We start from the raw sequence: 26,028 nt of genomic DNA, 5'->3' as shown, positions 1-26,028 counted from the left end.
GATAATACAGTGATAGAAATAAAAAATATATCTAAAGTTTTTAAAAAGAGTAAGGGAATATTTAATATCTCTTTTTCTATTAATGAAGGTGACATTACAGGGTTAATTGGAGATAATGGAGCAGGTAAAACAACTTTAATTAAATCTATAATGGGTGACTATAAATTGGATGAAGGTGAAATAGAATTTTTTGGAGATAATAAAAATTTTAGATTATTAATTGGTTATTTTCCCGATCAAAATAACTTTCCAAAGTCAGAAAAAATTTATGATTATTGTAGGTATATTTTAGATTTAAAGAAAATAAAAATTAAAGATATTAAAGAAAAATTTGATAATTTAGTGAATATGCTAGGATTAGAAGAATATATAAATTACACATTTGAAAAATTGTCATCAGGGATGCAAAAAAGAGCTCTTTTGATTCCTTTATTATTAACAGATCCAAAACTTATTATTTTAGATGAACCAACAGAAAATTTGGATGTTAATTCGAGATTAGAATTTTTAAAGCTAATCAAGTATTTATCAACAGAATTTAAAATTATGATTTTAATAACTTCACATAATATAAATGAACTTGAAGATTATATTAATAAAGTTATATTTCTAAAGAATGGAAAAATTTGTTATAAAGATAAATTTGAAAAATCAAAATCATCTTTAATTGATTTATATCATAAACATCTAGGAACTGAAAATAAACATATGGTGTTTGATGATCTAAAGGAGATAAGAAAATAATGAAAGCATTTAATCCAATAGCTTCAAGAATAATAAATCATACAATAAAATCAAAATTTTTTTGAATTACTTTTCTTAGTTTAATCTTAGTTACCTTTATTGTAGATATACTTTTTTTAATGAAAATTGCATCAGCTAATTCACAACCAGGTAAGGTTGTGGCTTATAATTATATCATCTATTCTGTTCTTATTTTTTTCATACTATTATTCGAAATATTTTTTGCAAATAGGTTCTGAATGATGGATAAAGCTAATGGAATATTAAATATTGAACATCGCAATGATATTTCTATGAATAAAATATTTTGAATAAGATTTATTTCAAATAAATTGATTTTATTAGTAATGTTATTATCATTTTATTTTATAAATATCTTTTTTTTCTCATTTATTAATAATGTGTATTTTAAAATTAATTTGCTAAATCAAATTATAGTTTTAATAGGTATTTTAGCAATAGATATCTTTGTTTCTTCTATTTTTATTATGGTTTCTCAATTTAGAAAACCAATTATATTAGGGGTTATAGCTGGGATATTTATTTTAGTTTTACCTTTTAATAGTTTTCTAAATTTATTAACTAACCTTTCAAATGAAAGTTACATAGCAAGTGAGCAAAATATTAGATATGATACTACTAAAAAAAGTCATGAATTGTATGCTAAGAACTCAAATTTTAAGTTATTAACAGAACAATATGCTAATTTACCGATTTATTTAGAATTAAAAAGCGAATCAGAAAATTATTTGATTTTTGATTCAAAAGAGGAATATGCTAAATTTTTAGCTAATAAAGGTGCTTATTATTATTTTTCAGTTTATAAAGAAAAATTTCCTTATAGTAAATATTATAATTTCAATCATGAAGAATTTAATAAAAACTTAATTTTTCAATTTATTGAAGAAACTAATAATTTGTTTGAATTAGATTCTAAAAATCCAATTAATAACTCTAAAGATAGCATTGAAGAAATATGAAGTAATAGTTATTATTCAGTTAATTCTACAAAAAATATTAGTTTAGATGGAAAATATAATTTTAATGAGTTAATTAAAAAACTTAAAGACTATTATAAAAATGATCAAGAAAAATTAGAAATTATTAATTTGGTGGACTATTATTGTAAAAATATTTTAACTGTTGGTAGAGATCTGTCATCTTTAGAACCAGGAGATTATGAATTTCTTTATAAAGAAAATTTAGAAGAAACTGTACTTGGAACAAATATGACTCCAGGTGTTATGTTGTTTGAAAAGGGATTATTAGATATAATTGATGCTTATTATAATATATCTCAAAACTATGGTTATGAAATAAAGAAGGATCCTAATGAATTTGTTAATTCTCAAATAAGTAAAATGTATTTAAAAAGTTTTATAAATCCATTTTTTGTAATTAATGAAATGCAAACTTTTAGTTATTTCAATAATAGTTATCAACAAAATATATTATTGTCTAGTTTTCCTGCTTTTCCATCAGAAAATTATATTTACTATAATTTTGTTTTTAAAAATGAATTAGAAGAAACAAATTTTCCTAAGGAAACAATGATTGAGAAATATGAAGTAAAAAACTTAAAATTTTTAATAATTATTAATTATATTTTGTGTTATATAATTTCAATTTTAGTACTTTTAAGTTCATTTGTACTTTTTAAAAAGCATTTACAAATTTAATAATTTTAAAATCATTAATAATTAATGATTTTTTTTTTTTTTTTCTTAAAATGATTTTTTTGCAGTAAATGTTTCAAATTTTTTGAAATTTTTGTTGTTTTTTTGGTTTTTTCTAATTTATATATTTAAAATATAAATATATAAAAATCCTAGCAATCAAATTAAAATATAGTGTTTTATAAATAAAATATTGGTACAAATGATATTGTTTATCAATAAAATTAAAATTCATAAAAATATAAAACAAAAAAAAGTTAGGAAAGAATTTAAAAATGCTAATAGCTAAAGATGTATCAAAAAAATACAAAAATAATGCTGGAAACTTTAATATTTCTTTAACAGTGAATAGGAATGAAGTATATGGAATCATGGGGCCAAATGGTGCAGGTAAATCTACATTTATTAGACAAGTACTGGGTTTTATTAAACCTGATTCTGGAAAAATTACAATTGACGGAATGGATAGTTTTACAAATACAAAAGATATTATGCTGTTTTCTGGATATATTTCAGGAGAAATTGCATTATATGATGCATTAACTGGAATTCAATATCTAAAAATAATTGCTAAATTAAAAAGTAATATTGATTGAAATTATATTGATAAACTTTTAAGTTTTTTTGAATTGGATGCAAAAAAAAGAATAATTAAAATGTCTAGTGGTATGAAACAAAAATTAGCAATAATTGCTGCAGTTATGCATAAACCCAGATTTTTAGTTCTAGATGAACCAACAAGAGGATTAGATGCAGCAATCTCAGCTCAGTTTTATGAGTTGATCTTGCGTTTTAAAAAAAATTATAGAGCAACAATTATTATTTGTTCGCATGAATTTGATGAGATTTCAAAAATTTGTGATAGAGTTGGTTTTATTAAGGAAGGTTTTCTTGTAAAAGAGTATAGTGTTAAAGAAGTAAATATGACAGAAATACACAATAATTTTATAAAATTATTTAAAAGTCATGATGTAGAAGAGTTATTCTAATGAGATTAGTTAATACTATTGCAATTCATCTTAGAATTCACTGAAAACTAATCACTTTTATAACTATTTTTTGAAGTTTAATTAATTTTGGACTTCTTTGCTTGCCTTTTCTGTCAGAGGGATTTTCTATTGCATATGGATCTTTAATCAAAAGAACAAGTAGTTCTCAGGATTTCGGTGGATCAAGTTCAATGGAGATGATTCCTTTAGAAATGATATACAATATTCTTTTTAAAAATCTAGGGTGAGTGATTTATGGAATGATTATAATAATCTTTATTAATAAGATATTATTAAAAGAAGTTGATTCAACTCAAATTTCTTTATGGTTAACTCAACCTATTTCTAAAGCACAAATAATATTAGCCAAGTATTTAACTTTAATGTTAATCACAACATTTTTATACTTACCAGCATTTGTGATTCTTATTTCTATTGCTTCATTTGCACATGATTCCAAAGATGCTCTATCTAATATAACTTTAGGAGGATTACAAACTTATTTCTTTTTATTAATGTTAGCATCTATATTTTTTATTGTGGCTTTACTTTTAATAGAAAGAACTATGCTATTTAATATTGTAGGTTCGTTAATCTTAACTTACTTTACTTTAATAGGGTTATTAGAACTGATTGCTCTAATTTCAGTTTCAGAAAATGAAGCTCTAAAAATAATTATTAACTACATTGGTTTACAAGTTTTTATTTTAAATGTTTTGCCTCCTGATTTTGACAAAGAACTAGTTAGTTATTTAGTTTATGAAACTATGGAAAATGGTGAAAACATTAAAATACTTATAGAGACACCAGCTTTAAAAGATATAAATATTATTCTCTATTGTATATCAACGATATTAATGAATGGGTTATTGCTTACATTTGGTTGACTTTCTACTTATTTATTTAAAAATATTTCATTTAATATTTAAATAACTTTGATAAAAGTTTTTATATGTAAGACACAATTAGATTCTTATAAAAATAAATTCATTTTATAAATATAAAAGTGTATAAAATTAATTTTGTATTTAGAACTTATTTTATTATTTGGTATTGGGGAGCCTAAGTAACATTATTTCCTAAAATTTTGGATCATTTCGTTTGGTGTACATCCATTTTTTAAGATTATATTTGTACTATTAAAAATTTTAACAAATTTATATATACAACTTTTAAAATGTTGATCATTATTAAATTTATTACCAAATATTAAAAAAAATACTTTTTGACTCATCTATGTGTTTGTTTTACAAATTGATTACCTTTAAAGCCTGAAACTGAATTTGATCTAATTATATTATGTTACTTACAAAATTTTTGTGTTTCTTTATTTGTAAACGCAGAACCTAAATCACTATGCATAATAATTCTAGTTATTCTAACTAAATTCATTTTTCTTACTAAACCTTCTAGCATTTCAAGAGTTACTAGTATATGTTCAGAGTTGCCAACTGAATATGAACTAATTTCATTAGAGTAAAAGTCGTATGCAGGTAAAAATAATCGTTTTGTTTTAACTCCTCTAATATAAATATTTTTAAATCATGTACCATCAATTCCTATCTTTTCTAAATATTTATTAGAGCTGTAATCTCCTTTAATAAGATCTAATGAAGTATGTTTCTTATAGGTGTTTATTCCCATCCTTGTCTTTGATTTAGCAGAAGCTATTTCCTTTTTTAGTTTTAATAAAACTTCTGTTCTGAGCTCAATAATTGTTTCTCTAGAAAGTTTTATATTAAAGTCCTTTAATATCTTTAATCTAGATTTCTCCGCACCAAATATACCATCCTTTCTTGAATAAATACTTTCTACAGCTTCTTTTGCATGAATATGATATTGTCTTTTATATTCAGGTTTTCCTCTTTTAATTCAGTTATTATAACTACGATAGCCAACACCATAAATTAGAAGAGTTTGTTTTGCATCATTTCCCATTAATGATAATTCATATACTGTTTGATATATCTGATTGATATCCTTTTTTGTATATGTTTTTTTATTAACCTTTTGATAACCTATTAGAAATGATGCTATGGACTTTTTTAATAATTCTATCTCTTTCTCTGCTTGTTCTCTTTTTTCTTTTCCTTCTTAAGTTCTATTAAATAAACACTATGTCATATTTAGGAGAAAGTAATAAACTTGAGAAATATTAAATGTTCAAAATATTTTTTGAACTTCTTATAAATATATAGATTATAATTTAAATACTAATTCTAATATTTTTCAAAAGTATAACCCTTAATCTCATTAAAATTGTCTAGTCTATCAAAAAATAAAAGCAAATAGTAAACATAGTTATTAGTAAAATCATTTTAGTAATATTAAACCTATCAGTTACATTTTTGATAGTAATGTAGCTATTTTATTAAAAACTAAAAATATTTTATTTTAATTTAATAATAAAATAAAAATGATTAAGGTCGGTAGGGTGGGTTATGAAAGAAAGGCAAAAAATGATTAAATTATTAAATTTAATAGCAGTGTTTACAATGTCTGCTACAAGCACTGGACAAATGATGATCAATCCCAATCAAGTTCATAAAGAAAATTTAAACTATGAGTCAGGTATTATTGCTCAAAAAAATGTGGGTAAGTTATCTAAAGGGAGTCTATATGGTTTTAATACACCATTAAAAATTGAAAATAATTGATATGGAACAATTGTAAAAGAGAATATACTTGAGTTTTATAAAGTTGAAGACAAAATAAATTCAGAATTTATTTTAGTAAACTCTATTGAACTTCAAGAAAATCTTGAAGAGATAAGTGGTAAATCCATTTTAATTGGTAATGAAATTTATTATCAATTTATTATTAATGATTATAATAATTATAATAGAGCAAATTTTTATAAATTAAATTTAGATAATGGTAATGTTGAGAATTTAGGATCGGTTGTTTTAGATGAAGATGCTGTTAGGTCGACATTTAATTTTTCTGGAATTAACTTTCATATATATAATAATAAACTTTTTATTCTATATAGTGATATTTGATATAATGGAGCCTCAATTGTTTCAGTTGATTTATCTACTAGTGAAATCGTAGTCTTAAAATCTCATAATATGTTCTCAATGATTTTTGTAGAAAATAAAATTTATTATTTAATTTCATCTAATGTAGCTGGAAAATCAAATAATTTGGGTGTTTATGATTTAGAAACTAGTGAAGACTTAATATTTGAATGAACAGAGTCAAGATTATCAAAATTATTGTATTATAATAAAGATGTCTATGTATCTAAATGAAGTTCAAGTAATGATTATGATAGTTCATTAAATAAAATTAATTTTTCTAACAATAAATTAGAGTTACAATGAGTTGTTAATACTCCTAATAGTTCTATTTTCAATATTTTTAATTATAAAAATAAAGTTTATATGATAGAAAAATTTAGTAACAAAATTACTTTATCAGAATTTTTTAATAATAAATTAATGGAAATAACTATAATTTATAACTGAGATTCGCCTAGAATTAACTTTGTAAAAATTACTAATTTATATAATGAGAATAGTAATATTATTTTTTCTCTTGAGAAAACTAATAGTATTAAAGATGAAGTAACTGAAAATATTGTAGTTAATTTAGATTTGAATAGTTTTGAACTAAAAAATTATTCAAAAAAATGAAATAAAAAAGAGTTTTCTACTTTTGTTATTTATGAAAATGACAATATATATATTTCTAATATAAAAGTTTCAGGAATACTATATAATTCAACTTCTATATTTCAAAAAACTAAATTCATTTAAAGATATAACATGTATTATTAATTATAAATTTTTTAAAGGTAAAATTTAATATTTATGTTATTCTTAAAATAAAGTTGATAAATTTCTGAAACTAAGTAAATTATATTAACTTTATTTTTTATTCCTATAAATTAATAAATACTAGGGAAATTGTAATTGCAAGAATATAAAATTTTATTTTGTATATAATAACAGTCCTGCCCCGAAATAAGAAAATTCAACTAATAGATAAATCTTCATTAACTAAATTCTCAAGAGATCTTGCAATAGCACAAAATACTTTATCTTCATTAGCAGTTTTAGCGGGATTGCTTCAGCTGGGTTTTGAGCAGCAGCTTGATGATTTGGAGTTAGTATTCCTTAAGCATTTACAGCCTCAGCTACTAGTGCTTCACTTGGAATTGGTTCAGCATCAATTGGATTTTATAGACAAAAACATAATTTAGGTCTAAATTTTCTTAGTGCCGTAGCATGAGCACTTAATATTAGAACTATTGCGTCAGCATTTAAAGTTTTTTTATCTAGTATTAATTATTACAGAAACTACAGTAACAGCTCATGATTAGTTGCTCCCAGCATCATTTGCAGGAGTTGGAACTATTTTTGTAATATATGCTTGAGTATTTGAATTTACCTAGTTTTACTTTTAAATTTATCTTTTTATAAGATAAATTTTTATTTAATTATATTTAAATTAGGAATGACTTTGAAGAGATTTCATTTTTTAGTTAATTTACTAAAATTTTTTTCTTAAATTAACTAAGTATTTAAAAAAGGAGATTAAATTGCTATAAATTTATTTTGTTATTGACTAAATTGTTCAACAGTCAAATTAGATGATGAAATGAGAATTTTAAATTAGATATAAAAGATAATCTTTAAGTGAAAGGAAAGGATATAAATATTCCATATAAAAAACAGTAAATACATTTAAAATAAAAGTATTTTATATATTCTGAATTGAGTATAGACTACAATTAGAACACAATCTAGATTATTTTAAATTACAAGGAATAATAGATCCTATAGTTATTTCTAACAGCATAAGTCAAAATGATTTATTTGCTTTAGTTATTAGTCTAAATTTAAGTATTATTAATTCTCAAATTAGTATTTTTTTAAAATAACTGGCTAAAAATATAGTAAAGTCATTAAAACTATTTTAGTTGTTTTTATTAATATAACCTTATTTATTGAAATTTTTTTTATATCCTAAAATAATTAATACACTTAAAAATGTTTTAAAGTTAATAAAACATTTTTAAGTGTATTAATTTTCTTTGCTTTTTTTTTTTTTTTTTAAATAGAATAATAAAAATGAAAAGGAATAAAATATATGAAAAAATTATTAAGTTTATTAAGTGCTATTGGTTTAATATCTACACCAAGCTTAAGCGTTATGGCTTGTGGAAATAAAGTAGCTCCGCCTGTTTTAGAACTTGAAACATTGATAAAGGAGTTTAAAAATGATGTAAATAAGATTTTAAATGAACATATTGCAGATACTAATAAAAATTTTTTAATAATAGATAAACCTGGAAGTAATTTAAAATTTTTTAATAAACAGAAATTTGAAGATTTTATGGGAAGTGATAGTAATAAAATCGCAGATGATGAAGTGAGACCAATTATTATTGAAGACTTTAATAATTTATTTAAATTAAATGAATTAAAACAAAAAATAAATGATTTAAATAAGGTTGAAAAATATTCAGTTCTGCTTGCAGGAACTAGCTCTGTTTTTAAAGAACTAGTTATAGTTCCTAATAAGCAAATTGAAATTAAAACTAAATCATATGAAGAGGGTAACAAAAGAATATGATTTGGAACAACTAAATTCAATTATTCAGTCTCAGTTAATTTTCAAAATAAAACAGGGGAATTTGAAGAGTATAAAATTCAAGACGTACCAAATGTAATTTCTATAACAGATGATGAAGAAATTGGTGGAAATATTCAGGATATGTATAATAGTGTTGAAGAAAAATTTCTATTAAATGATATTAGCAGAGTTTATTCGACAGATTTAAATTTAGGTAGTAGAACATTTTTAGAGCAGAATAATAATGAAATTATGAATTATTTTAATGATTCAAGTTATTCAAATAAGTTTTTAAAATTTGTAAAAGATGAGTTCAACATTGATTTAACAATATCTAAACAAAAGTCTTTTACTAATCTTAAGAATTTATTATCTTACAGGGAAAATAAACTTGGAGAGGATGAATTAAAAAGATTTTTAGATAATACAGAATCAAATGATGCAAATATTAAAAGTTTGATCTCTTCTACTGAAAATATTTCAGAAGAATACATGATAGATAACTTATCATCAAAATTAAATCAGATTTCATTGAGTTTAGGTAATAATGAAAATATGAATGTTTTTATAAACTCAGTTATTAAATTCAATTCAATAACTTTAACTAATCTTAATTATAAAATTAATGATCAAGAACAGATTGATATACCTAATTTATCTTTAAGTTTTGGATATTTTCAAAATAGAGAAGTGGTATCAAGAAAAAGTAGCGAATTTGTTAATGTGCTAAAAGATAATTTTAAAGTTGCAACTAATGCTTTTGGTGATATTTATCAAACAGTTAAGTGATCCGGTGCAGGTTATGATCAAGAACATATAATATTCTCCTTTTCTAGAAACTCACAATTATTTAATAAATGATCTTCTTTAGGAATAGAAAATAAAACTCAAAATATTAATAGCTTTGTAAACTTAGAGCATTCTAATTTAAGAACAGAGAGAGATAAATTAATTTCAAATTCAAAACAGAGTCATTTTTTATTTAACGTATCATGAACTGCTGATAGCAAAGATGGAAAATATGCTTATATTATTAATCATTCTTATAATTCAGGAAGTGCTTATACTTTATTTAAAGATAGCTACTTAGGTGGTTATAAATTATCGGTTGCATTTGAAATGGATTATTTCAAATCAAGCTACACAGTAAACATAAATAAAAGAACTGTTTTATTTTCTCAAGGATACTCAAAATAATAATAGATATTGTCATAATTTTTAAAGAATAGAGTTTATTTTTTGTAAATATTAAACATATTGTCAAAACTGTAAATATGTTTCTGGTAAAAAACAAACTTAAATAGTTTGTTTTTTGTTTAAAATTAATTTTAAAATTCAAATTTTCAGATTTCCCATTTAAAAGCAGGGGCACTTTATCTTTAAGAGTATAAATAGTTATTAAATTTAAAAGGAGCTATTCTTTTTAAATATATGAATTCATTATATTCTGCATTTTATAAAGGAATCAGAGTCTTTTACATTTATTATGATTTCTAAAGTTTTTAAAATTAAATAGGCAAACAATATAATACCTTAATAAAAGATATATATTTTCTTAGTAAAACTTACTAAACTTGTTAATTAATTTTTTAGTAGGAAAATTTAAAATAAAAAAAAGGAGAGAAATTATGAAAGATATTAAGATGAATATTAGTTTTTTCACAATTTTTAAATATCAATTTAAAAGTATTTTAAGAGAAAAAACTTTTATGATAATGTATTTAATATCTATGAGTTTATCAGTATTAGTTGGTTTAATGTTAATGATATTTCCAACTTCTGATATGAAACTTATTGTATTTAACTATTACGTTTTAATACATACATGTGCTATTGTTATTTTAATTTCCATGAGATTATTAAATTATTTTTTTCATATTAAAAAAACTGATAAAACAATAAATATTATTTCTACACAACATTTGAAAAGATCTAAATTATTTATTACAACAAATATGGTTATTTGAGTTTATTGTTTTATACTATTTACTATTAATTTTTCAATTATTGCAGTTACTAACTTTAATAATCCAGTGGTTCTTAAAATATCTATGGTTTATACATTATATTTATTTTTAATTATAATTTTATTATCAAATTTTGTATTATTTCTATTATCAGTACTTTCACCACAAGCATCAATAATTATAGTTACTTTAATAATGTCATTTAGCTTTATTTCATCATTACCATATCAATTTTTAAAGACATCAGAAAAATCAAAAAATATAAGTTTTTCAGGAGAAGCAGGAACTGTTATTTTAAGAACAGATAATATTTATAACTCATTTGATTTAATCTCTAATGTTAATAAATCGCAAATAGCTTATCCTAATTTAAGTAAATATATTGTTGATAACTTCTTAGAAAATCAATATCGAATAAGCACAATAAGCGAGACTAAAAATATAGAGAATAGAAAAAACTTTTGAAAAGAGTTAGGAATAATTGATGATGAGCCATTGAAAATTCGCTTTGATGCTAAAATATCTTCAGTTCCATTTGACTCAGCTCTTTCTGATTTGAAATTTGATGATGAAATAAGGTTGGAAACTTATTTAAAATATAAATTTATTAGTACTAGCGAATTGGAAAATAAAATTAAAAATAGTGATCCCAACTTTAAAGATGAAAATGGTTATAACAAGTTTAAAATTTTAAAGGAACTACTAGAATTTAATAATTACATTAATTCATATACTACTCATTTTCAACAAAAGTTTTATTACTTATTTGATGATTATATTCAATTAGATTCATGTGATAATGTTGATCCAAGTGCATGTTGACAATCAGTAGATGAACAAGGAGTTATTACAGAAGAGAAAAAAGGCTATATTGAATTAATTAGAAAAGGGCAGAGTGGTAATAACTTAAATGATGATGCTTCTTTAGATAAGAGAAGTTTCAATATTTCTTATTTAAAAGATATCTATCAAAATCATTTTATGAATTTAAATGGTTTAAGAATTCAAGATGAAGATGGTCAAAGAGTAGTTGAAGCTGATATGGATGAAAATTATAACTCTAATGAAAAACTATTTTCTTCAATTTATAATCCCTTAATGATTACTACAAGAATTCTTGAAGATTATTTCATTAATTACACCTCAAATTATGTTATTGCAACAAACTATAAGTTAAATGAATCAAGCCAGGAGTGAAATGATTATGTAAGTACAAGAAACATTTATAATATGTTCTTTCATTTTAATTTTTTATCAAATGTATTTGTAAATTATACTTATTACTCTGGTCTAAGTTATGAAGATATTTGATTTGATCCACAATTAAAGTCTTATATTTCACTAGATTCACAAAAAAATATACTTTTACCTTATAGTACATATGATTTAAAAGTTAAGAATGGTTCAATTGATAAAACTTCTTATGATAGTGGAACAAATCCATGCTGGTATTTAGTTATTCAAGGAGTTATTAGTATAATTTTATTCTCCATAGCATTTTATAAATTTAATTCCTTAGATTTACAATAATAGAAAAGGAGGTTTGAATAAAATGGAAAAATTAATTATATTTGATAATTTTATTAAAAAATTTAAGTCAAATAAAGTCGGCCCAATAAGCTTTCAAATTGAACAATGTAAAATTGTTGGACTATTAGGTACTAGTGGTAGTGGTAAAACTGTTATTTTAAATGCACTATTGGGAATAATTAAAAAATATAAAGGTAAAATAACAATTAATAATATAAAAAGAAAATCAAGAAGTTATCACAAAGCAAATAGAATGATTGGATATTATACTCAAATGGATTTTGCTTTACATGATATATCTGCGTATAACTTTTTAAAAGATAGTTGTTTAATTATGGGAGTAAAAAAAGGCAAAATAAAAGAAAAGGTTAAGTATTGAATGGAATACTTTGATGTTTGAAATCATAGAAATAAAAAAGTTAAAGATTTTTCATGGGGAATGAAAAATAGAATTAATTTAATTCTATGCTTTATAAAAGATCCTGAAATAATTATTATGGATGAACCTGGAGCAAATTTAGATTCATATTGAAGAAATAAAGTTAAAAATTTATTAGTAGAGTTTAAAAAACAAGGTAAGACAATAATTATTACTGTTCATAATATTGATGAAATTTCAGATATTATTGATGAGTATATTATTTTAGAAAGTGGTCAGAAAATATTTGAAGGCACAAAAGAGACATTAAACATTTACTCCAAGTATAAATTATTTATCAAGGATTTATTTGATGTAGAAAAATTTAGAGATTTCTTATTACAAGAAAATATTAAATCCTTTAAATATGATAGAGATGAAAACTCCTTAGTAATTGCAGCTAAAAACTATCGTCAGATTAATTACTTATTCTTATATTTAATAAAAAATAATTTGCCATTAATAAATCTTGTAAAATTGCCAATAAATATGGAGTCAATTCATAAAGCTTTAGAAAATCAAAATATAGAAGTCAAATAAAAAAATAAATAATTGTATAAAAGTAGTTAATATAAGTTAATTTTTATTTCTTTTAAAAACAGTTAAAGTTTTCTAATAATTTCTTATTATAATTTATTAAACTATTATTTAAATTTTAAAATAAATGAAATATAAAAATAGTAATTAATTGTAGATAACAAGCGATTATGTGCCAAAATACAAGATTTATCTAATAATAGATCTTGTATTTTTTCTTTTTCTATACAAAAACTATCAGCTAGTTGCTTTCCAAGAAGAGTCAATTTTTGGTATTTTAGTCGTTTCAAATTCCTCATTAGATAGTGTTTTCATACTTCCATGTAAAGGTTCATCTTCTACTTGAATAAGATTGTAAATGTCATTTCCAATTAGTGCATAATACTTCTTATTTATCGTTTCATAACCATTACTTTTAACTTTGGCTTAAAGTAAATTGGAGCTTAGCCCTTACATATAAATCACTTAGCTTTTTTAAAACTATTACTATGACCATTATCAATAGCTTTTTCGCTTCGATAAGAGAAAACAATATATTCATCTTGATCAAATTTTCTAGCTACTGATTCTAATTCTTCTAAAGGTATTGAAAAATCTTGATTGTATTCATGGATGAAATGGGGTAAATAATTATTTAATTGTTCAATTTTTTTTAAATCTAAGAGTCTAATTATTTGATTTCATCTTCTTCACAAAGTTCCAAAAGTTTTTTTAACTAATACTTTTTTCTCTAGTCTCTTGATATTCTTTAAGTTTTCGTCTTGTGGGCATAACACTATAACCTAATTTAAAGGCTGTATTTTTAATAGATTCTTTTCTTAAAGATAATTCTTAATTAATCTTAGTTGTTCTTGCTTCATGGTATTTAATAGTATTCGTTTCATAAAACCTCCATTTATTGATTATAAAGGAGGACAAAGTCGCTTGTTAATATGAAGAGACATAATTGCTTATTACTCATATTATAAATTTGAAAATGTATCAATATTTTTATAATACGAATAGAGTTAGTTATAAAATATAGGTGTCCGAAAAAAAGGAACAGTACAACTCATAATATGAATGAAAATACAAAATTTTAAATACCTTTTTTCTGGCGTTTTTTTGTTATAATTAATAATATATTTGAATAAAAAAATAAATTTATATATCCATGAAAAAATGATTAGTATATTAGGAGTAATAATATGAATAATAATAAAAAAATTTTGTTAAGCTTTGAAGAATTTAAAAGGATTTTATCTTCAAATAATTTGCATTTTGTAATAGGTGCAGGATTTAATAATGGAGTTTTACCTTTGGCAAGTGATTTAAAAAAAACTATAAAGGGTATTACTAAAATAGTTAACTCCAAAACAAGTTCAATTACTGAAGATTTTGAAAGCTGAATGGATGATATGATTTCTGAAAGTGAAGATAAAGTAAAAGACGAAATAATAAACTCATTTTTTGAAAATATTAAAATGGATTTGGAGTTAGATAATCTTGAAACTTATGATGAAATTGTAAAATCTTTAAAAAATAGTAAAATGGATTTGAAATTAAATGATCTTGAAGAAATAAACTCATTTATAGTCTCATTAAAAAAATTAAATATAAATAAAAATAAAGGTAATGGCAATCTAACACAAAATAAGAAAACATATTTTTGAACTTTAAATTATGATAATTTACTTCAAAAAATATTGTTAAAAAACAAGATGCCTTCGTACATAATTGATAAAGAAGGATTTGATGAAAACGTTTTTAATTATACAGTTTATCATGATTCAACAAAGACTTTTATTCCAACTTATTATATTCAAAAAATTCATGGAAATAAAAATGAACCTATTATTCCTGGAAGAACAAAATATAGTAATTTTTTATCTGATATGAAAATTTTTAAAGGTTATATAAATATGAGAAATTTGTTAGATAATAAACAAGGAAAAAATATTATATTTGTAATTGGCTATTCTTTTGGCGATAAACACATCAATGAAATTTTGAGAGATTCTTTTAATGATGCAAATATAATAATAAATATGGAATTTTTTTCAAACACAAGTAATGGATTAGTTTCTAATATATTAGAAGAAGAAAAGGATTTTGATAATGTAATTTTAGAAAGAATTAATAAAAGTGAAGTTGAAATGGATTTATATAGTTTTAAAACTTCAAATGTATTCAAAACTTTGAAAAATTTATTTTCACTTATAAATAATGACAATAAGCAAATAAATGAGAGGGATTAATAAAAAATGGAAGACGCAATAGGTTATGTAACCAAAGTAAATTTGGATGTCAGAAAAGTTTACATTTATTGTTTTGAATCAGATTCAGATTCTCCTTACAATTTAAAAACAAAAAATTTTAACCCCCATGCAAATACATTAGTAAAAATTCAAACTGGATTTAATACTATAATACTTAAAATAATTGGTGCACAGTATATAAGAAATAAAAGCACAGGTGGAGAAATATATAAGGAATTAGATGCTACTATTTATGGCTCTTTTATAAATAAAAAAAATACTGAAAATTTTATAAAAGGAAGTTTTGGAATTCCTATAATTTTAGGAAGTAGAGTTTATGAATTAACGTTGGAAGATCTCAAAATAATTAACAATGATTTGAAATTGAAGAATGAATATGAAATAGGAAAAGATCTAGAAAATGATAATTTTAATGTTAAAACAAATCTAAATAATTTTTTTGCCTCTCATCTAGGTATTTTTGGAAATACTGGATCTGGAAAATCTGTAACCTTATCCAAAATTTTTAGTGATCTTATAGAAAACAGAGAACTTTTTAATTCACATATAAAAGTCAAACTATTTTTATTTGATTATAATAATGAATATTCAAATTCAATATGTGAAAATAATCTATCTAATTTTTCAAAAACAATATATTTGGATAATAAAAATAAAATAACTATAAATTTTAATGAAATTAATGGAGATATATGATGTAATGTTCTAAATGCTACAACAAAGACTCAAGCTCCATTAATTAAGAAATCATGAAAAGAATATAAAAAGATAATAAAAGAAGAAAAAAATGAAGTAGAGAAATATTTACAAGATATAATATTTAAAATTTGTAAAGATAAAAAATTTGATTGACTTTTTAAGCTTAAAACTATTATAGAAAACTCAAATTTTTTATTTAAAGACGACGAAAGTTGAAAATTATTTTTAAAAAATTTAAATAAAATTAGAATAGCCAAAAAAGATGGAGGAACAGGGTCAGCACATATAGGAGAAATTTTCTTAAATCAAGAACCGGATATAAAAATTAATGAAACTATTAAAACTGAAATATTTCAAAATTCTATTAAATTACAAACAAATATTTCAAAGGATATAAATTTTTTTGTTTTTTTAATTTTGTATCATATTGTAATTGACGGTGGAAACGATGATTGATTAATGCCAGTCTATAATAGAAGTTTGTTAGTACGTGATGAATTTAATGATATTTTTGATTTAAATTTTGAAAATGATTTTTTTGATTTTTTTGATTTTTTTGACAATGGGATTAGTATTTTTGAACTACAAAATTATACTGATTCAAATAAAAATATAATAATAAACTTTATAACTAGTTTAATTTTAGGAAAAATAAAAAAAGCTGAAAAAAACAAAAATTATATAAATTTAATTATAGATGAAGCACATAACGTAACAGTAAAATCAGAGGATGATGAAAATATAAGTTCACTTAATATATTAAAAAAGATTATAAGAGAGGGAAGAAAATATGGGTTATTTTTAACTTTGGCAAGTCAAAGACCAGCAGATATTCCAACAGATATTTTATCTCAAATGCATAATTTTATTATTCATAAGTTAATAAACGATAAGGATATTGATATCATTAAGCAAACTAACTCTTATGTTGGAAACGACAAAATAGGTTTGCTTCCAACATTGGTACCAGGTCAATGTCTTGTTTCAGGAACAGCTTTTGAAGATGCGCGTTTTATAAAGATTGATATAGAAAATATGAAAGGCACTAAACCAAAGAGTGAAAATATTCTTTTGTTTGATAAAAAATAGTTAGCTCTATTTTCAATATATTAATACGTCTATAATTTAAAATATTCTTTTTGTAATTATTTATTATTCAGAATATTTATACTAAAAATAGCATTTATATTGTAGATAGAAAACGATTATGTCCCAAAATACAAGATTTGTCTAATAAATAGATATTGTATTTTTTCTTTTTCTATCAAAAAAGTATCATTTAGTTGCTTTCCAAGGAGAGTCAATTTTTGGTATTTTAGTCGTTTCAAACTCCTTATTAGATAGTGTTTTCATACTTCCATGTAAAAGTTCATCTTCAACTTGAATAAGATTGTAAATGTCATTTCCAATTAGTGCATAATACTTCTTATTTATTGTTTCCATAATCATTAGTTTTAACTTTAGCTTAAAGTAAATTGCAGTAAATACTTACATATAAATCACTTAATTTTTTAAAATCAATACTATGACCATTATCAATAATTATTTCACTTCGATAAGAGAAAATAATATCTTAATCTTGATTAAATTTTCTAGCTACTGATTCTAATTGGTCTAAAGGTATTGAAAAATCTTGATTGTATTTATGAATAAGATGGGGTAAATAATTATTTAACTGCTCAATATTTTTTAAATCTAAGAGTAGAATTATTTGAGTTCATCTTCTTTGCAAAGTTCCAAAAGTTCTTTCAACTAATGTTTTTCTCCAGTCTCTTGATATTCTTTAAGTTTTGTCTTGTGTGTCTAACACTATAACCTAATTTATAGGCTGTATTTTTAATAGAGTCTTTTCTTAAACATAATTACTTAATTAATCTTAGTTGTTCTTATTTCATTGTATTTAATAGTAGTCCTTTCAAAAAACCAACATTTATGGATTATAAAAGAGGACAAAGTCGCTTGTTAATATGTAGGGACATAATCGCTTATTACTTATAATCTTAATAAAAAATATTATAATATTTTTTATTTTATTTAAAAATATGCATTATAATAATTTTGTATAAATAGATTTTATACATATAAAAATATTTTATGCCTATTAATTTATTAATTAATAGGCATTAGTTAACAATAATAAAAATTTAATATCAAAGTAAAATTATTCTAAAAATTTAATAATCAAAAAGAAAGAGGAAGCAAAAAATGTTAAAAAATGGAATTATTAATATATTTTTTGTATTAGTTTTATCAATTTTCTCTATATTAAATTTATCAACTCTTATTATAGATAATAAGAAGTATGAAGTAGTAGATATAAAAAAATCAGTAAATTTTAATAATGATGATTTATTAAATAATGATATTAAATTTAACGGTAAAAATTACGGAAGTAACTACAGAATTTTTATTGATACAACTGGAGATAAAAATTTACCTAGTGTTGTAAAACCTATTGATTATTTATTAGGATATGTACCCAAAGATACTTGATATGAACATTTAATTCAAGGTATTACAATTAATACCAGAGATTATGCAAATAGTAGAGATGAATTTGTAAATAATTATGCTGCACTTAATATAACATATGAATATATGGTTAATTTTTGAAATAATTGAGATATTAATAGATGAACATATCCAGCTGGAAAGAATCATTCATATTCAACAACTGGTATTACTTATCTTTTGCAAAATAAAAATAATAGTAAAACAATATTTAACTTTTCAGATTCAAAACATAATAATAATGAAGCGGCAAGACTTGTTTTATATGAAGAATGAAATGGAGATAATCTTACTATTAAATCTCATTTGGGAGTTTGATATTCTTGGGCTTGGGGTAGTTTAGTTCATCATGCTTCATTAGGACAATTTAAAAATGATCAGTATACTTTTTTATATACTAATGGTCAAGAAAATATTAAAGATGAGGTAGTTTCAAGCACTTCTAATTTTAAAATAGATTACTTATCGTATGTAACAGGGCTTAACAATATTGATAATAAATTAATTTTAAAAAACAATACTTTTGGATTAGCTACACTAACAACACAAATATTTAGTGGAGTAAAAATAGTTGGAAATACTTACTATAATATATGAGTTTCTATTATTTGGTTTCCAAACTCTTTAATGAATATAGATGCTACAAAGAATCTAAATAAAATAGTAACTAAAAGAGACCAGAAGGTTATAGCAAATGGTATTAGTATGTTTTTTGATTATGATAACTCACAAGGTCAATCAGAAAAAACTAATTCAATTGAAATAATACCAAATTTAATGAATACTTTTATGGTGGGGGCAACCTCAACTTATATAATTTATAGTTAGGAAAATGAAATGCTAAAAATAGATAAAATAAATAAGAGTTTTAAAGAAAAAAATATTCTTAAAGATATTTCTTTTTTTCTAGAAAAAGGAAATTGTTATGGACTCTTTGGAAATAATGGAGTAGGTAAAACCACATTAACAAAAATAATTTTTAATGAACTCAATAAGACTTCGGGAGAAATTTATTTAGATAATTTGGAGCAAAGAAATATTGATTTTAGGGATTGATATTTTTTTACAGAAAATAATGAATTGCCTAATGATATTAGTGTTAGAAATTTTATTGAAATACTAGTAAATATTAACTTACTTTCAAAACAAGAATATAAGAATAGAATTAATTATTTAGCAAGTATTTTTGATGTAAAAAAATATTGAAAAATTAAAATTAAAAATTTATCGGCAGGACAAAAAAAATTATTATCATTATATGCTTGTATGCTTTTTAAACCAAAGATTATTTTCTTTGATGAGCCTACAGCAAATTTAGATATTAAAAATAAAACAATTATTTTAGATGTAATAAGGAAATTAAAGTCTGAAGATACTATTATAGTTATAATTACTCACTTAATTTCGGAAGTATTGCAATTAATTGATCACGTAATTATTATGGATGATGGTCAAATTACATATAATAAAAAATTTAATAAGAGTGATAATATTAATGAGATATTTAATAAATATAGTTCAAACAATTCTGAGGAAATAAAAAGTAGTTTAGAGGAGTATATGAATGAAAAATAAAAAAAATTCTCTTAAAATTACTTTTATTAATCAATTAATTATATTTAAAAATCAAAAGACAAATTGATTAATATATGTAATAGCATTCTCATCTATTTTTGTATCTGAACTTATCTCGTCTTTAATTTTAAATACAAACAAAAGTGTAGAAAATATATATTTGTCAATTAATTTAATTATTATAATAAACTCTATAATATTTTTATTTATTACAATTTTTTACAGTTTGACCATACTATTAAATCAAATAGTTGATAATACTTATAAACTTGAGTTAAGATATGGAATTTCTAAAAAAAGTATTTTTTTTAGTAGAGTTATGTTTATATTAATTGTTCTGTTTTCTTTTTTACTTATTAGTTTAATTAAGTCAATTATTTTCTATTCAATTTTTTTAGCGAATGGTAATGCAAATATTTTAGTATATAAGATATACATCTCAGTATATGGGTGATACTCTATTTTTGTTTTAATGGTTTTCTCAGTGACTATTTTATTCTCAATGTTATTAAAAAGAGAATCAATTATTGGTACACTGGCTACATTATTTTCAGTGTTATTGTTGGTAGTGGTTAGTTTATTAGGAATGATATCAAGTTTTAATTCCTCTTCAAATATTAAACAACTTAATAATATGGCAATCAACTTTAGTTATGCAAATCAGCAATTTGAAGAAATAAAAAAAAGTGAGAAAATATCAAATCTTCACTTTGCTTTACAGCAACCTGAATTTATGTCTATGGATATTGAAGAAGTAATGGCTGGTTATAAAACTTGAGAATTGGAGGTTCAAAATAAAGCTGTAGTATTTAAAGATATCTCCCTTGAAATTGAATCTCTTTTTTCAGAATCAAAGATAAATACATGAGAAAATGTTTATGAATTTTCTAATGAGTATACTACTAATTCAGAAGAAATATTAAAACTAACAAATAAAGCTATAGAAGCAAAAAATGGCATAGAGTATCATGAAGTTTATAATTTTATTAATAAAGATGCTGTAAACTATTTGTTCTATCAAGAATTAGATCTGTCTTATAAACCAAAAAAAATTAATTTAAATTTAGATTTACAAGAAAAAATTAAGAATAACTATAGCCCTGATGAGTATTTATTTACAAGAACACTTATGAATAAAGTATATTATATAATTTCAGAAAGACCGTTTACTAAGATGGATGGTTCTGTAATAACAACCGAAGATATTATTAATGCTCAAAAGGTTGAAAATATTAAAAATGTATTTAATCCTCTTAGACATTTTTCATTGATGTATCAATCAGTGGATTATAAAAATGATATATTAATTAATCAAATAGGGGCACGTCAGAAGCTATTTTCAAGTTTAAACAATATTAAGAGTTATTCAAAAGAATCTGAAATAACTATAACAAATTTAAAAACTAAAAGATTCTTGAAGGTAGAAATATTATATATAACTTATACATTAATATCTTTAATTCTAACTTTTGGTGCATATTTAATTTTTATTAATAAAAAAAGTTATTAATAAAAAAAATTTAAAAATATATTAAATGAGAAGTTATCATTGAAATTAGGATAAACTATTAACATAAAGAAGCTCAAAGTAAAAAAATATTGGAAGGAGAATAATATTTTATTATTCTCCTGAAAATTGATAGTTAAATTACAAAATAATAAAGTTTTTTATAAAAGTAAATTCATTGAATGAATTTACTTTTATTTTATTTTGACGATTATAAAGCATTACATAAAGCTAAAAGTTAAGTGTTTTTAAATATTAATATTTTGTAATTATAAAATAAATATATTTATTAATAAAATGTTAAATTTTTAAAAGTGTTTAATTTAAAAACTCTTTATTGATTTTTTAATAAATAAGGAATAATCTATTCTAAATTTTAGCAGTTTTTTCTTAATGCTTAATTTTTCAAAAACAAATTATTTATTCTTTAAGCAAATATTATTAAATTTATAACTTTACTTATTTGATTGTAATTAAAAATTCTTTTGCATGTTTATTAGAACTGATTTTAAAATTAACTCTAAAAATAATTTTTTTAAACCAATTATATGATTTTGAGTTTCTAAAAAAGTGAAGATTGTTTTTAAAATAAATTAAAGATTGTTCAAGTAAAAAATTGAATCATATATTATATTTCTAATATTTGATTCAATTATTAACGTTCTCTATTTATTTTTTATTTCTCTTATTTTATTAATTATTGAAAGTCCAATTTTCTTATATGTATCTGTACTAATTCTCATGATAGGTATATTTTGAATTTTTAAAGCCTTATCTTTTAAATTATCTCTTCATTTTTGTTTTTCTTTTCTGTGAAATGTATATCCATCGACTTCAATTGCTAAGACAGGTTCAAAACTAAATTTATCATAAACCAGAAAATCAATATGAGATCAGTGATGATTTAAAAATTCTTTTTCTCTTTTATTAAAAATATCATTCTCTATAGCTTTAGGAATAATATGACTTAATTTTTTGAATAGGGTAATATCTAAGTTATTAAATTCCTCCAGCGATATAATTTTTTCTAGAACTGTATGTATTATTATTTCAGTTGGTTCTTTAGCACCATTGAAGTGGTTTTTATTATAGTTTTTAATAAACTCTATTAAATCATTATTATATTCTTTTGATAAAATATAAAACTCAGTATTCTTTTTATAAACTTCTTTGCTATTTGGAAAATTAAATTGAATATAATTTATTAAGTCTTTGATATCATTGTCAGGACAACTATTAATATTTTTTGAATATGCAAGTATAAATTTATTTTTTGCTCTTGAGACAGCTACATTTATTAATTTTGGATTAGAAACAAAATCATCTTTTCCTTTTATTGATTGTCTTGTAACAGCAAATAGTATTGAATCTTTTTCTTGTCCTTGAAAAGCATGAATTGTATTAGCAATTATCTTATCTGTACCTAATTGTTTATTTAAGATATTAGCTTGATCTCTAAAAGGGCTAATAATTCCTATGTCACTAATTTTATTATCACTAAGATATTGTTTAATATTTTCTAACTCTTTTCTACTAGTTTTAGAGTTATTTGTGTCAGTATAGTATAAAGATTCACCAACTATTAATTCAAAAGGACTTTGTTCATTTTCTGATTCAGTCATAATAATCAGTTCATTGTTGTAGTACTTTTGATTACAAAATTCAATGATAGCAGGATCACATCTATAATGTTCTCTTAATAGTTGATTAGGAATCTTTTCACCATATATTTTTATAAGAGATTTCAAAATATTATTTTCTCAGTATTCATATCCTTCATTTAAAAATAGTTTATTTTCTTCAAAGTAATTTTTATAGTTAGGGGAGTTAACTTGAGATAACTGTTTTAAATCACCAACTACTATTATGTTTTTTGCACAAGCCATTGAAGCAATGCTAGCTAACATGTCTGTTTGTGAAGCTTCATCTATTATTAAATAATCATATAGTACATCTGCTGGCTTAGAATTTATTAATGAAAAAATTGTACTTAGAACTATTGGCTGTTTATTAAATAATTTTATAAATTCAGAACTAACTTCAGTAAAGTTATTTGCTGTTAAGTTTATTTTTTCTTCTGACATATAATTTTCATAAATAGAGTTATATAATATTTCTTTTGATATTTTTATTAAGTCATCTAATTGATTATTATCAATCTCATTTAATAATTTTTTATTTTTAATTAAGTTTTCTTTTAGCTCTTTAGTTTTTTTATTTAGAACGTGAAAGTATATTTCTGATATGAAGTCGTATTTAAAAAAATTCTTAGGTAGCTTATATTTAAATTTATTTTTTAATTTAAATCATCATGATAGCTTATCTTTTTTGTAGACCTTAATTTTAATATAAAATTTATTTAATTTATCAAGGGATAATTTCAATAAATTAGTGTTATTTTTATATTTTAAGATAATTTTTGATTCATATATTTCTTTTTCTTTTTTAACTTTAGGTAATACTTTTTCATCTCTTAATATTTTTTTCTTTAAAATTTCAATTTCTTCAATTTCTTCAATTAGTACTTGAAATTTATCATTTTGCACACTAATTTCCATATTTACATTGGATTTTTCAAATGCTTTTTTTCATTTTTCTTTTGCAGATGCTATTTTTTCTTGCATTTCCAATGTAAAGTAATTTTTATTTTTTGAAAATGACCCTAAGAAAGAAGATAAAAATCAAATTACTTCTAGTTGTTCTTTATAATTATTACTATCCTTAATTTTGGGATTCAATTTATAAAATATATTATCAATAGCTGAATTATTATTTGAAACAATAGCAACTGTTTTTTTATCTAAAAGAATATTTGAAACAATATTTAATATTGTTTGAGTTTTTCCTGTTCCTGGCGGACCTTGAATTATAGAAAAATTAGATTTAAAAGCATTTTCCACAGCTTTTTTTTGACTATTATTTATTCCAAAAGGGTATATAAAATTTCTATTTTTTATATTGTCTCAGTTTTTATAAGAGCTATTTATGTAGTAATATAAAATACTTTCTTTATTTAAATTTTTATAGTTATTTTGAAAATGCTTATTAAAAAAATACCTTATACTGCTATAAACACTATTATTATCATTTTTTGTAACTGCTAATTGATTTTTTATTTTAGATGAATTTAATAGATTTTCTTTTTCTATTTGTTTTTGATCTAAACTAAATAAGTCATTTAAAAGTTTTATTCAATAATTAAAAATCTTTTCTTCCCTAGACATTATTTAAACTCCTTAATATATTATAACTGCAAATATTGCAAATTGCTAAAGGTAGATAATTGAATTAATAACACTTTTTATTATAATAATAGTTTTAGTTACAAATATTGGTGCTAAAAAGGCACCATAAGTACTTATAAATTACTTTTATTTGACCAATGGATATATCATTTGTAGGTGCTTATGGAGTTAAGGAAAAACAAATAAAAATGTCTAAAATGATATGTTTATTATGAATTGCATCCATAGGAAGTAGTGGCGCAATTCCAATTATTAGTAATGTATTAATCGAGGAAAGACAAGTTGAAACAAATTATAGAAGTGAATTCGAAAATGAAATATTTATTGATCTACTTCAGAATCTGAAAATTCTGTTTATGAAGTAGATCAATTAGTAATAAGGAATCTCTTAATTGAGAATAAGTTCGCTATGATTAACACACAGGGGGTTATGGTAGTCCAATTGTTGAGCAATATTTAGCTATTACATTGGGATTTAGTGATGAACCTAAATACAAGAAATTTACGAAACAATGATGAAATAGAACTTCTACAGAGCCAACATTAATATTTGGATCATCATTTGGTACTGATAAATCAAGCGAACAGGCATCTGTTTATAAATATTATGAAGAAGTTAAAGGAGATGTAAATAATATTGAGCCAGCTAGAAAATATAGTAATGATTTATGAGTTTTTAGAATTGGTCTAGCAGGAACAGTGTAAAAGCAGGAATAGTGTGAAGTTATAACGATAAAGAAAAAAGGTTTAGACTACATTTTATATTCCATACAAAAGTATGGATAAATG

General features: G+C 22.1%; 21 protein-coding genes. 16 read left to right on the top strand and 5 right to left on the bottom strand.

The genetic code is table 4. The features are described from left to right. Window positions 1–9 precede the first annotated feature (9 nt). The 4 genes from AAHM84_RS02390 to AAHM84_RS02375 all read left to right on the top strand — a co-directional run bounded on the left by AAHM84_RS02390 (window position 10) and on the right by AAHM84_RS02375 (window position 4,338). On the top strand, window positions 10–744 hold the full coding sequence (locus AAHM84_RS02390) for an ABC transporter ATP-binding protein (RefSeq protein ID WP_342259317.1): 735 nt from the start codon (window positions 10–12) through the stop codon (window positions 742–744). Continuing rightward, window positions 744–2,423, top strand: coding sequence for a hypothetical protein (locus AAHM84_RS02385; RefSeq protein WP_342259316.1), 1,680 nt, complete (start codon window positions 744–746; stop codon window positions 2,421–2,423). The genes AAHM84_RS02390 and AAHM84_RS02385 overlap by 1 nt, the downstream gene beginning before the upstream one ends. 272 nt (window positions 2,424–2,695) lie before the next feature. Next, window positions 2,696–3,409, top strand: a complete 714-nt coding sequence (locus tag AAHM84_RS02380; RefSeq protein WP_342259315.1) for an ABC transporter ATP-binding protein — start codon at window positions 2,696–2,698, stop codon at window positions 3,407–3,409. Then, window positions 3,409–4,338, top strand: a complete 930-nt coding sequence (locus AAHM84_RS02375; protein ID WP_342259314.1) for an ABC transporter permease subunit — start codon at window positions 3,409–3,411, stop codon at window positions 4,336–4,338. The genes AAHM84_RS02380 and AAHM84_RS02375 overlap by 1 nt, the downstream gene beginning before the upstream one ends. A gap of 373 nt (window positions 4,339–4,711) precedes the next feature. On the opposite strand, the gene AAHM84_RS02370 is transcribed toward AAHM84_RS02375, so the two are convergent. Then, window positions 4,712–5,347, bottom strand: a complete 636-nt coding sequence (locus AAHM84_RS02370; protein ID WP_342259313.1) for a hypothetical protein — start codon at window positions 5,345–5,347, stop codon at window positions 4,712–4,714. Between the two features lie 503 nt (window positions 5,348–5,850). Here AAHM84_RS02370 and AAHM84_RS02365 point away from each other — a divergent pair. The 5 genes from AAHM84_RS02365 to AAHM84_RS02345 all read left to right on the top strand — a co-directional run bounded on the left by AAHM84_RS02365 (window position 5,851) and on the right by AAHM84_RS02345 (window position 13,447). Beyond that, a complete protein-coding gene (locus tag AAHM84_RS02365) occupies window positions 5,851–7,170 on the top strand; it encodes a hypothetical protein (RefSeq protein ID WP_342259312.1) in 1,320 nt (439 codons plus the stop codon). Window positions 7,171–7,349: 179 nt separating this feature from the next. Beyond that, on the top strand, window positions 7,350–7,616 hold the full coding sequence (locus AAHM84_RS02360) for a hypothetical protein (RefSeq protein WP_342259311.1): 267 nt from the start codon (window positions 7,350–7,352) through the stop codon (window positions 7,614–7,616). 890 nt (window positions 7,617–8,506) lie between these two features. Beyond that, entirely contained in the window at window positions 8,507–10,189 is a 1,683-nt protein-coding gene (locus AAHM84_RS02355; RefSeq protein ID WP_342259310.1) for a lipoprotein, read from the top strand. Window positions 10,190–10,620: 431 nt separating this feature from the next. Next, window positions 10,621–12,489, top strand: coding sequence for a hypothetical protein (locus AAHM84_RS02350; protein WP_342259309.1), 1,869 nt, complete (start codon window positions 10,621–10,623; stop codon window positions 12,487–12,489). 22 nt (window positions 12,490–12,511) lie between these two features. Continuing rightward, window positions 12,512–13,447: an ABC transporter ATP-binding protein gene (locus AAHM84_RS02345; protein WP_342259308.1), complete on the top strand. Its 936-nt coding sequence runs from the start codon at window positions 12,512–12,514 to the stop codon at window positions 13,445–13,447. A gap of 440 nt (window positions 13,448–13,887) precedes the next feature. Here the strand turns inward: AAHM84_RS02345 and AAHM84_RS02340 are convergent, their stop codons facing one another. After that, window positions 13,888–14,220, bottom strand: a complete 333-nt coding sequence (locus AAHM84_RS02340; RefSeq protein WP_342259307.1) for a hypothetical protein — start codon at window positions 14,218–14,220, stop codon at window positions 13,888–13,890. A gap of 411 nt (window positions 14,221–14,631) precedes the next feature. On the opposite strand from AAHM84_RS02340, the gene AAHM84_RS02335 reads away from it, so the two are divergent. Together AAHM84_RS02335 and AAHM84_RS02330 are read left to right on the top strand one after the other, a co-directional pair. Beyond that, window positions 14,632–15,681, top strand: coding sequence for an SIR2 family protein (locus AAHM84_RS02335; RefSeq protein WP_342259306.1), 1,050 nt, complete (start codon window positions 14,632–14,634; stop codon window positions 15,679–15,681). Window positions 15,682–15,687: 6 nt separating this feature from the next. Further along, the gene (locus AAHM84_RS02330; RefSeq protein WP_342259305.1) at window positions 15,688–17,490 is read left to right on the top strand and encodes an ATP-binding protein; all 1,803 of its coding nucleotides are present in this window, start codon (window positions 15,688–15,690) and stop codon (window positions 17,488–17,490) included. 141 nt (window positions 17,491–17,631) lie between these two features. On the opposite strand, the gene AAHM84_RS02325 is transcribed toward AAHM84_RS02330, so the two are convergent. Then, entirely contained in the window at window positions 17,632–17,850 is a 219-nt protein-coding gene (locus tag AAHM84_RS02325) for a hypothetical protein (protein WP_342259304.1), read from the bottom strand. Window positions 17,851–17,974: 124 nt separating this feature from the next. Beyond that, the gene (locus AAHM84_RS02320; RefSeq protein WP_342259303.1) at window positions 17,975–18,133 is read right to left on the bottom strand and encodes a hypothetical protein; all 159 of its coding nucleotides are present in this window, start codon (window positions 18,131–18,133) and stop codon (window positions 17,975–17,977) included. A 473-nt stretch (window positions 18,134–18,606) separates the two neighbouring features. Between AAHM84_RS02320 and AAHM84_RS02315 the strand changes: the two genes are divergently transcribed. The 3 genes from AAHM84_RS02315 to AAHM84_RS02305 are packed head-to-tail and all read left to right on the top strand — an operon-like array spanning window position 18,607 to window position 21,997. Continuing rightward, a complete protein-coding gene (locus AAHM84_RS02315) occupies window positions 18,607–19,740 on the top strand; it encodes a hypothetical protein (RefSeq protein WP_342259302.1) in 1,134 nt (377 codons plus the stop codon). A gap of 9 nt (window positions 19,741–19,749) precedes the next feature. Beyond that, window positions 19,750–20,487 (top strand): ABC transporter ATP-binding protein, encoded by a 738-nt coding sequence (locus tag AAHM84_RS02310; protein WP_342259301.1) that lies wholly within the window; start codon window positions 19,750–19,752, stop codon window positions 20,485–20,487. Beyond that, a complete protein-coding gene (locus AAHM84_RS02305; protein WP_342259300.1) occupies window positions 20,477–21,997 on the top strand; it encodes a hypothetical protein in 1,521 nt (506 codons plus the stop codon). Before AAHM84_RS02310 ends, AAHM84_RS02305 begins: the two co-directional genes overlap by 11 nt. Window positions 21,998–22,659: 662 nt before the next feature. On the opposite strand, the gene AAHM84_RS02300 is transcribed toward AAHM84_RS02305, so the two are convergent. Next, a complete protein-coding gene (locus AAHM84_RS02300; RefSeq protein WP_342259299.1) occupies window positions 22,660–25,218 on the bottom strand; it encodes an AAA domain-containing protein in 2,559 nt (852 codons plus the stop codon). A 209-nt stretch (window positions 25,219–25,427) separates the two neighbouring features. Between AAHM84_RS02300 and AAHM84_RS02295 the strand changes: the two genes are divergently transcribed. Both AAHM84_RS02295 and AAHM84_RS02290 read left to right on the top strand, forming a co-directional pair. After that, a complete protein-coding gene (locus AAHM84_RS02295; RefSeq protein ID WP_342259298.1) occupies window positions 25,428–25,604 on the top strand; it encodes a hypothetical protein in 177 nt (58 codons plus the stop codon). Window positions 25,605–25,707: 103 nt separating this feature from the next. Beyond that, a complete protein-coding gene (locus AAHM84_RS02290; RefSeq protein ID WP_342259297.1) occupies window positions 25,708–25,944 on the top strand; it encodes a hypothetical protein in 237 nt (78 codons plus the stop codon). The last annotated feature ends 84 nt before the right edge of the window (window positions 25,945–26,028 follow it).

The organism is Spiroplasma endosymbiont of Dioctria linearis (assembly GCF_964030865.1).
In the GTDB taxonomy this organism is placed as follows: domain Bacteria; phylum Bacillota_I; class Bacilli_A; order Mycoplasmatales; family Mycoplasmataceae; genus Spiroplasma_A.
The sequence above is the reverse complement of the archived record's forward strand: the minus strand, read 5'-3'. Positions and strand labels throughout refer to the sequence as shown.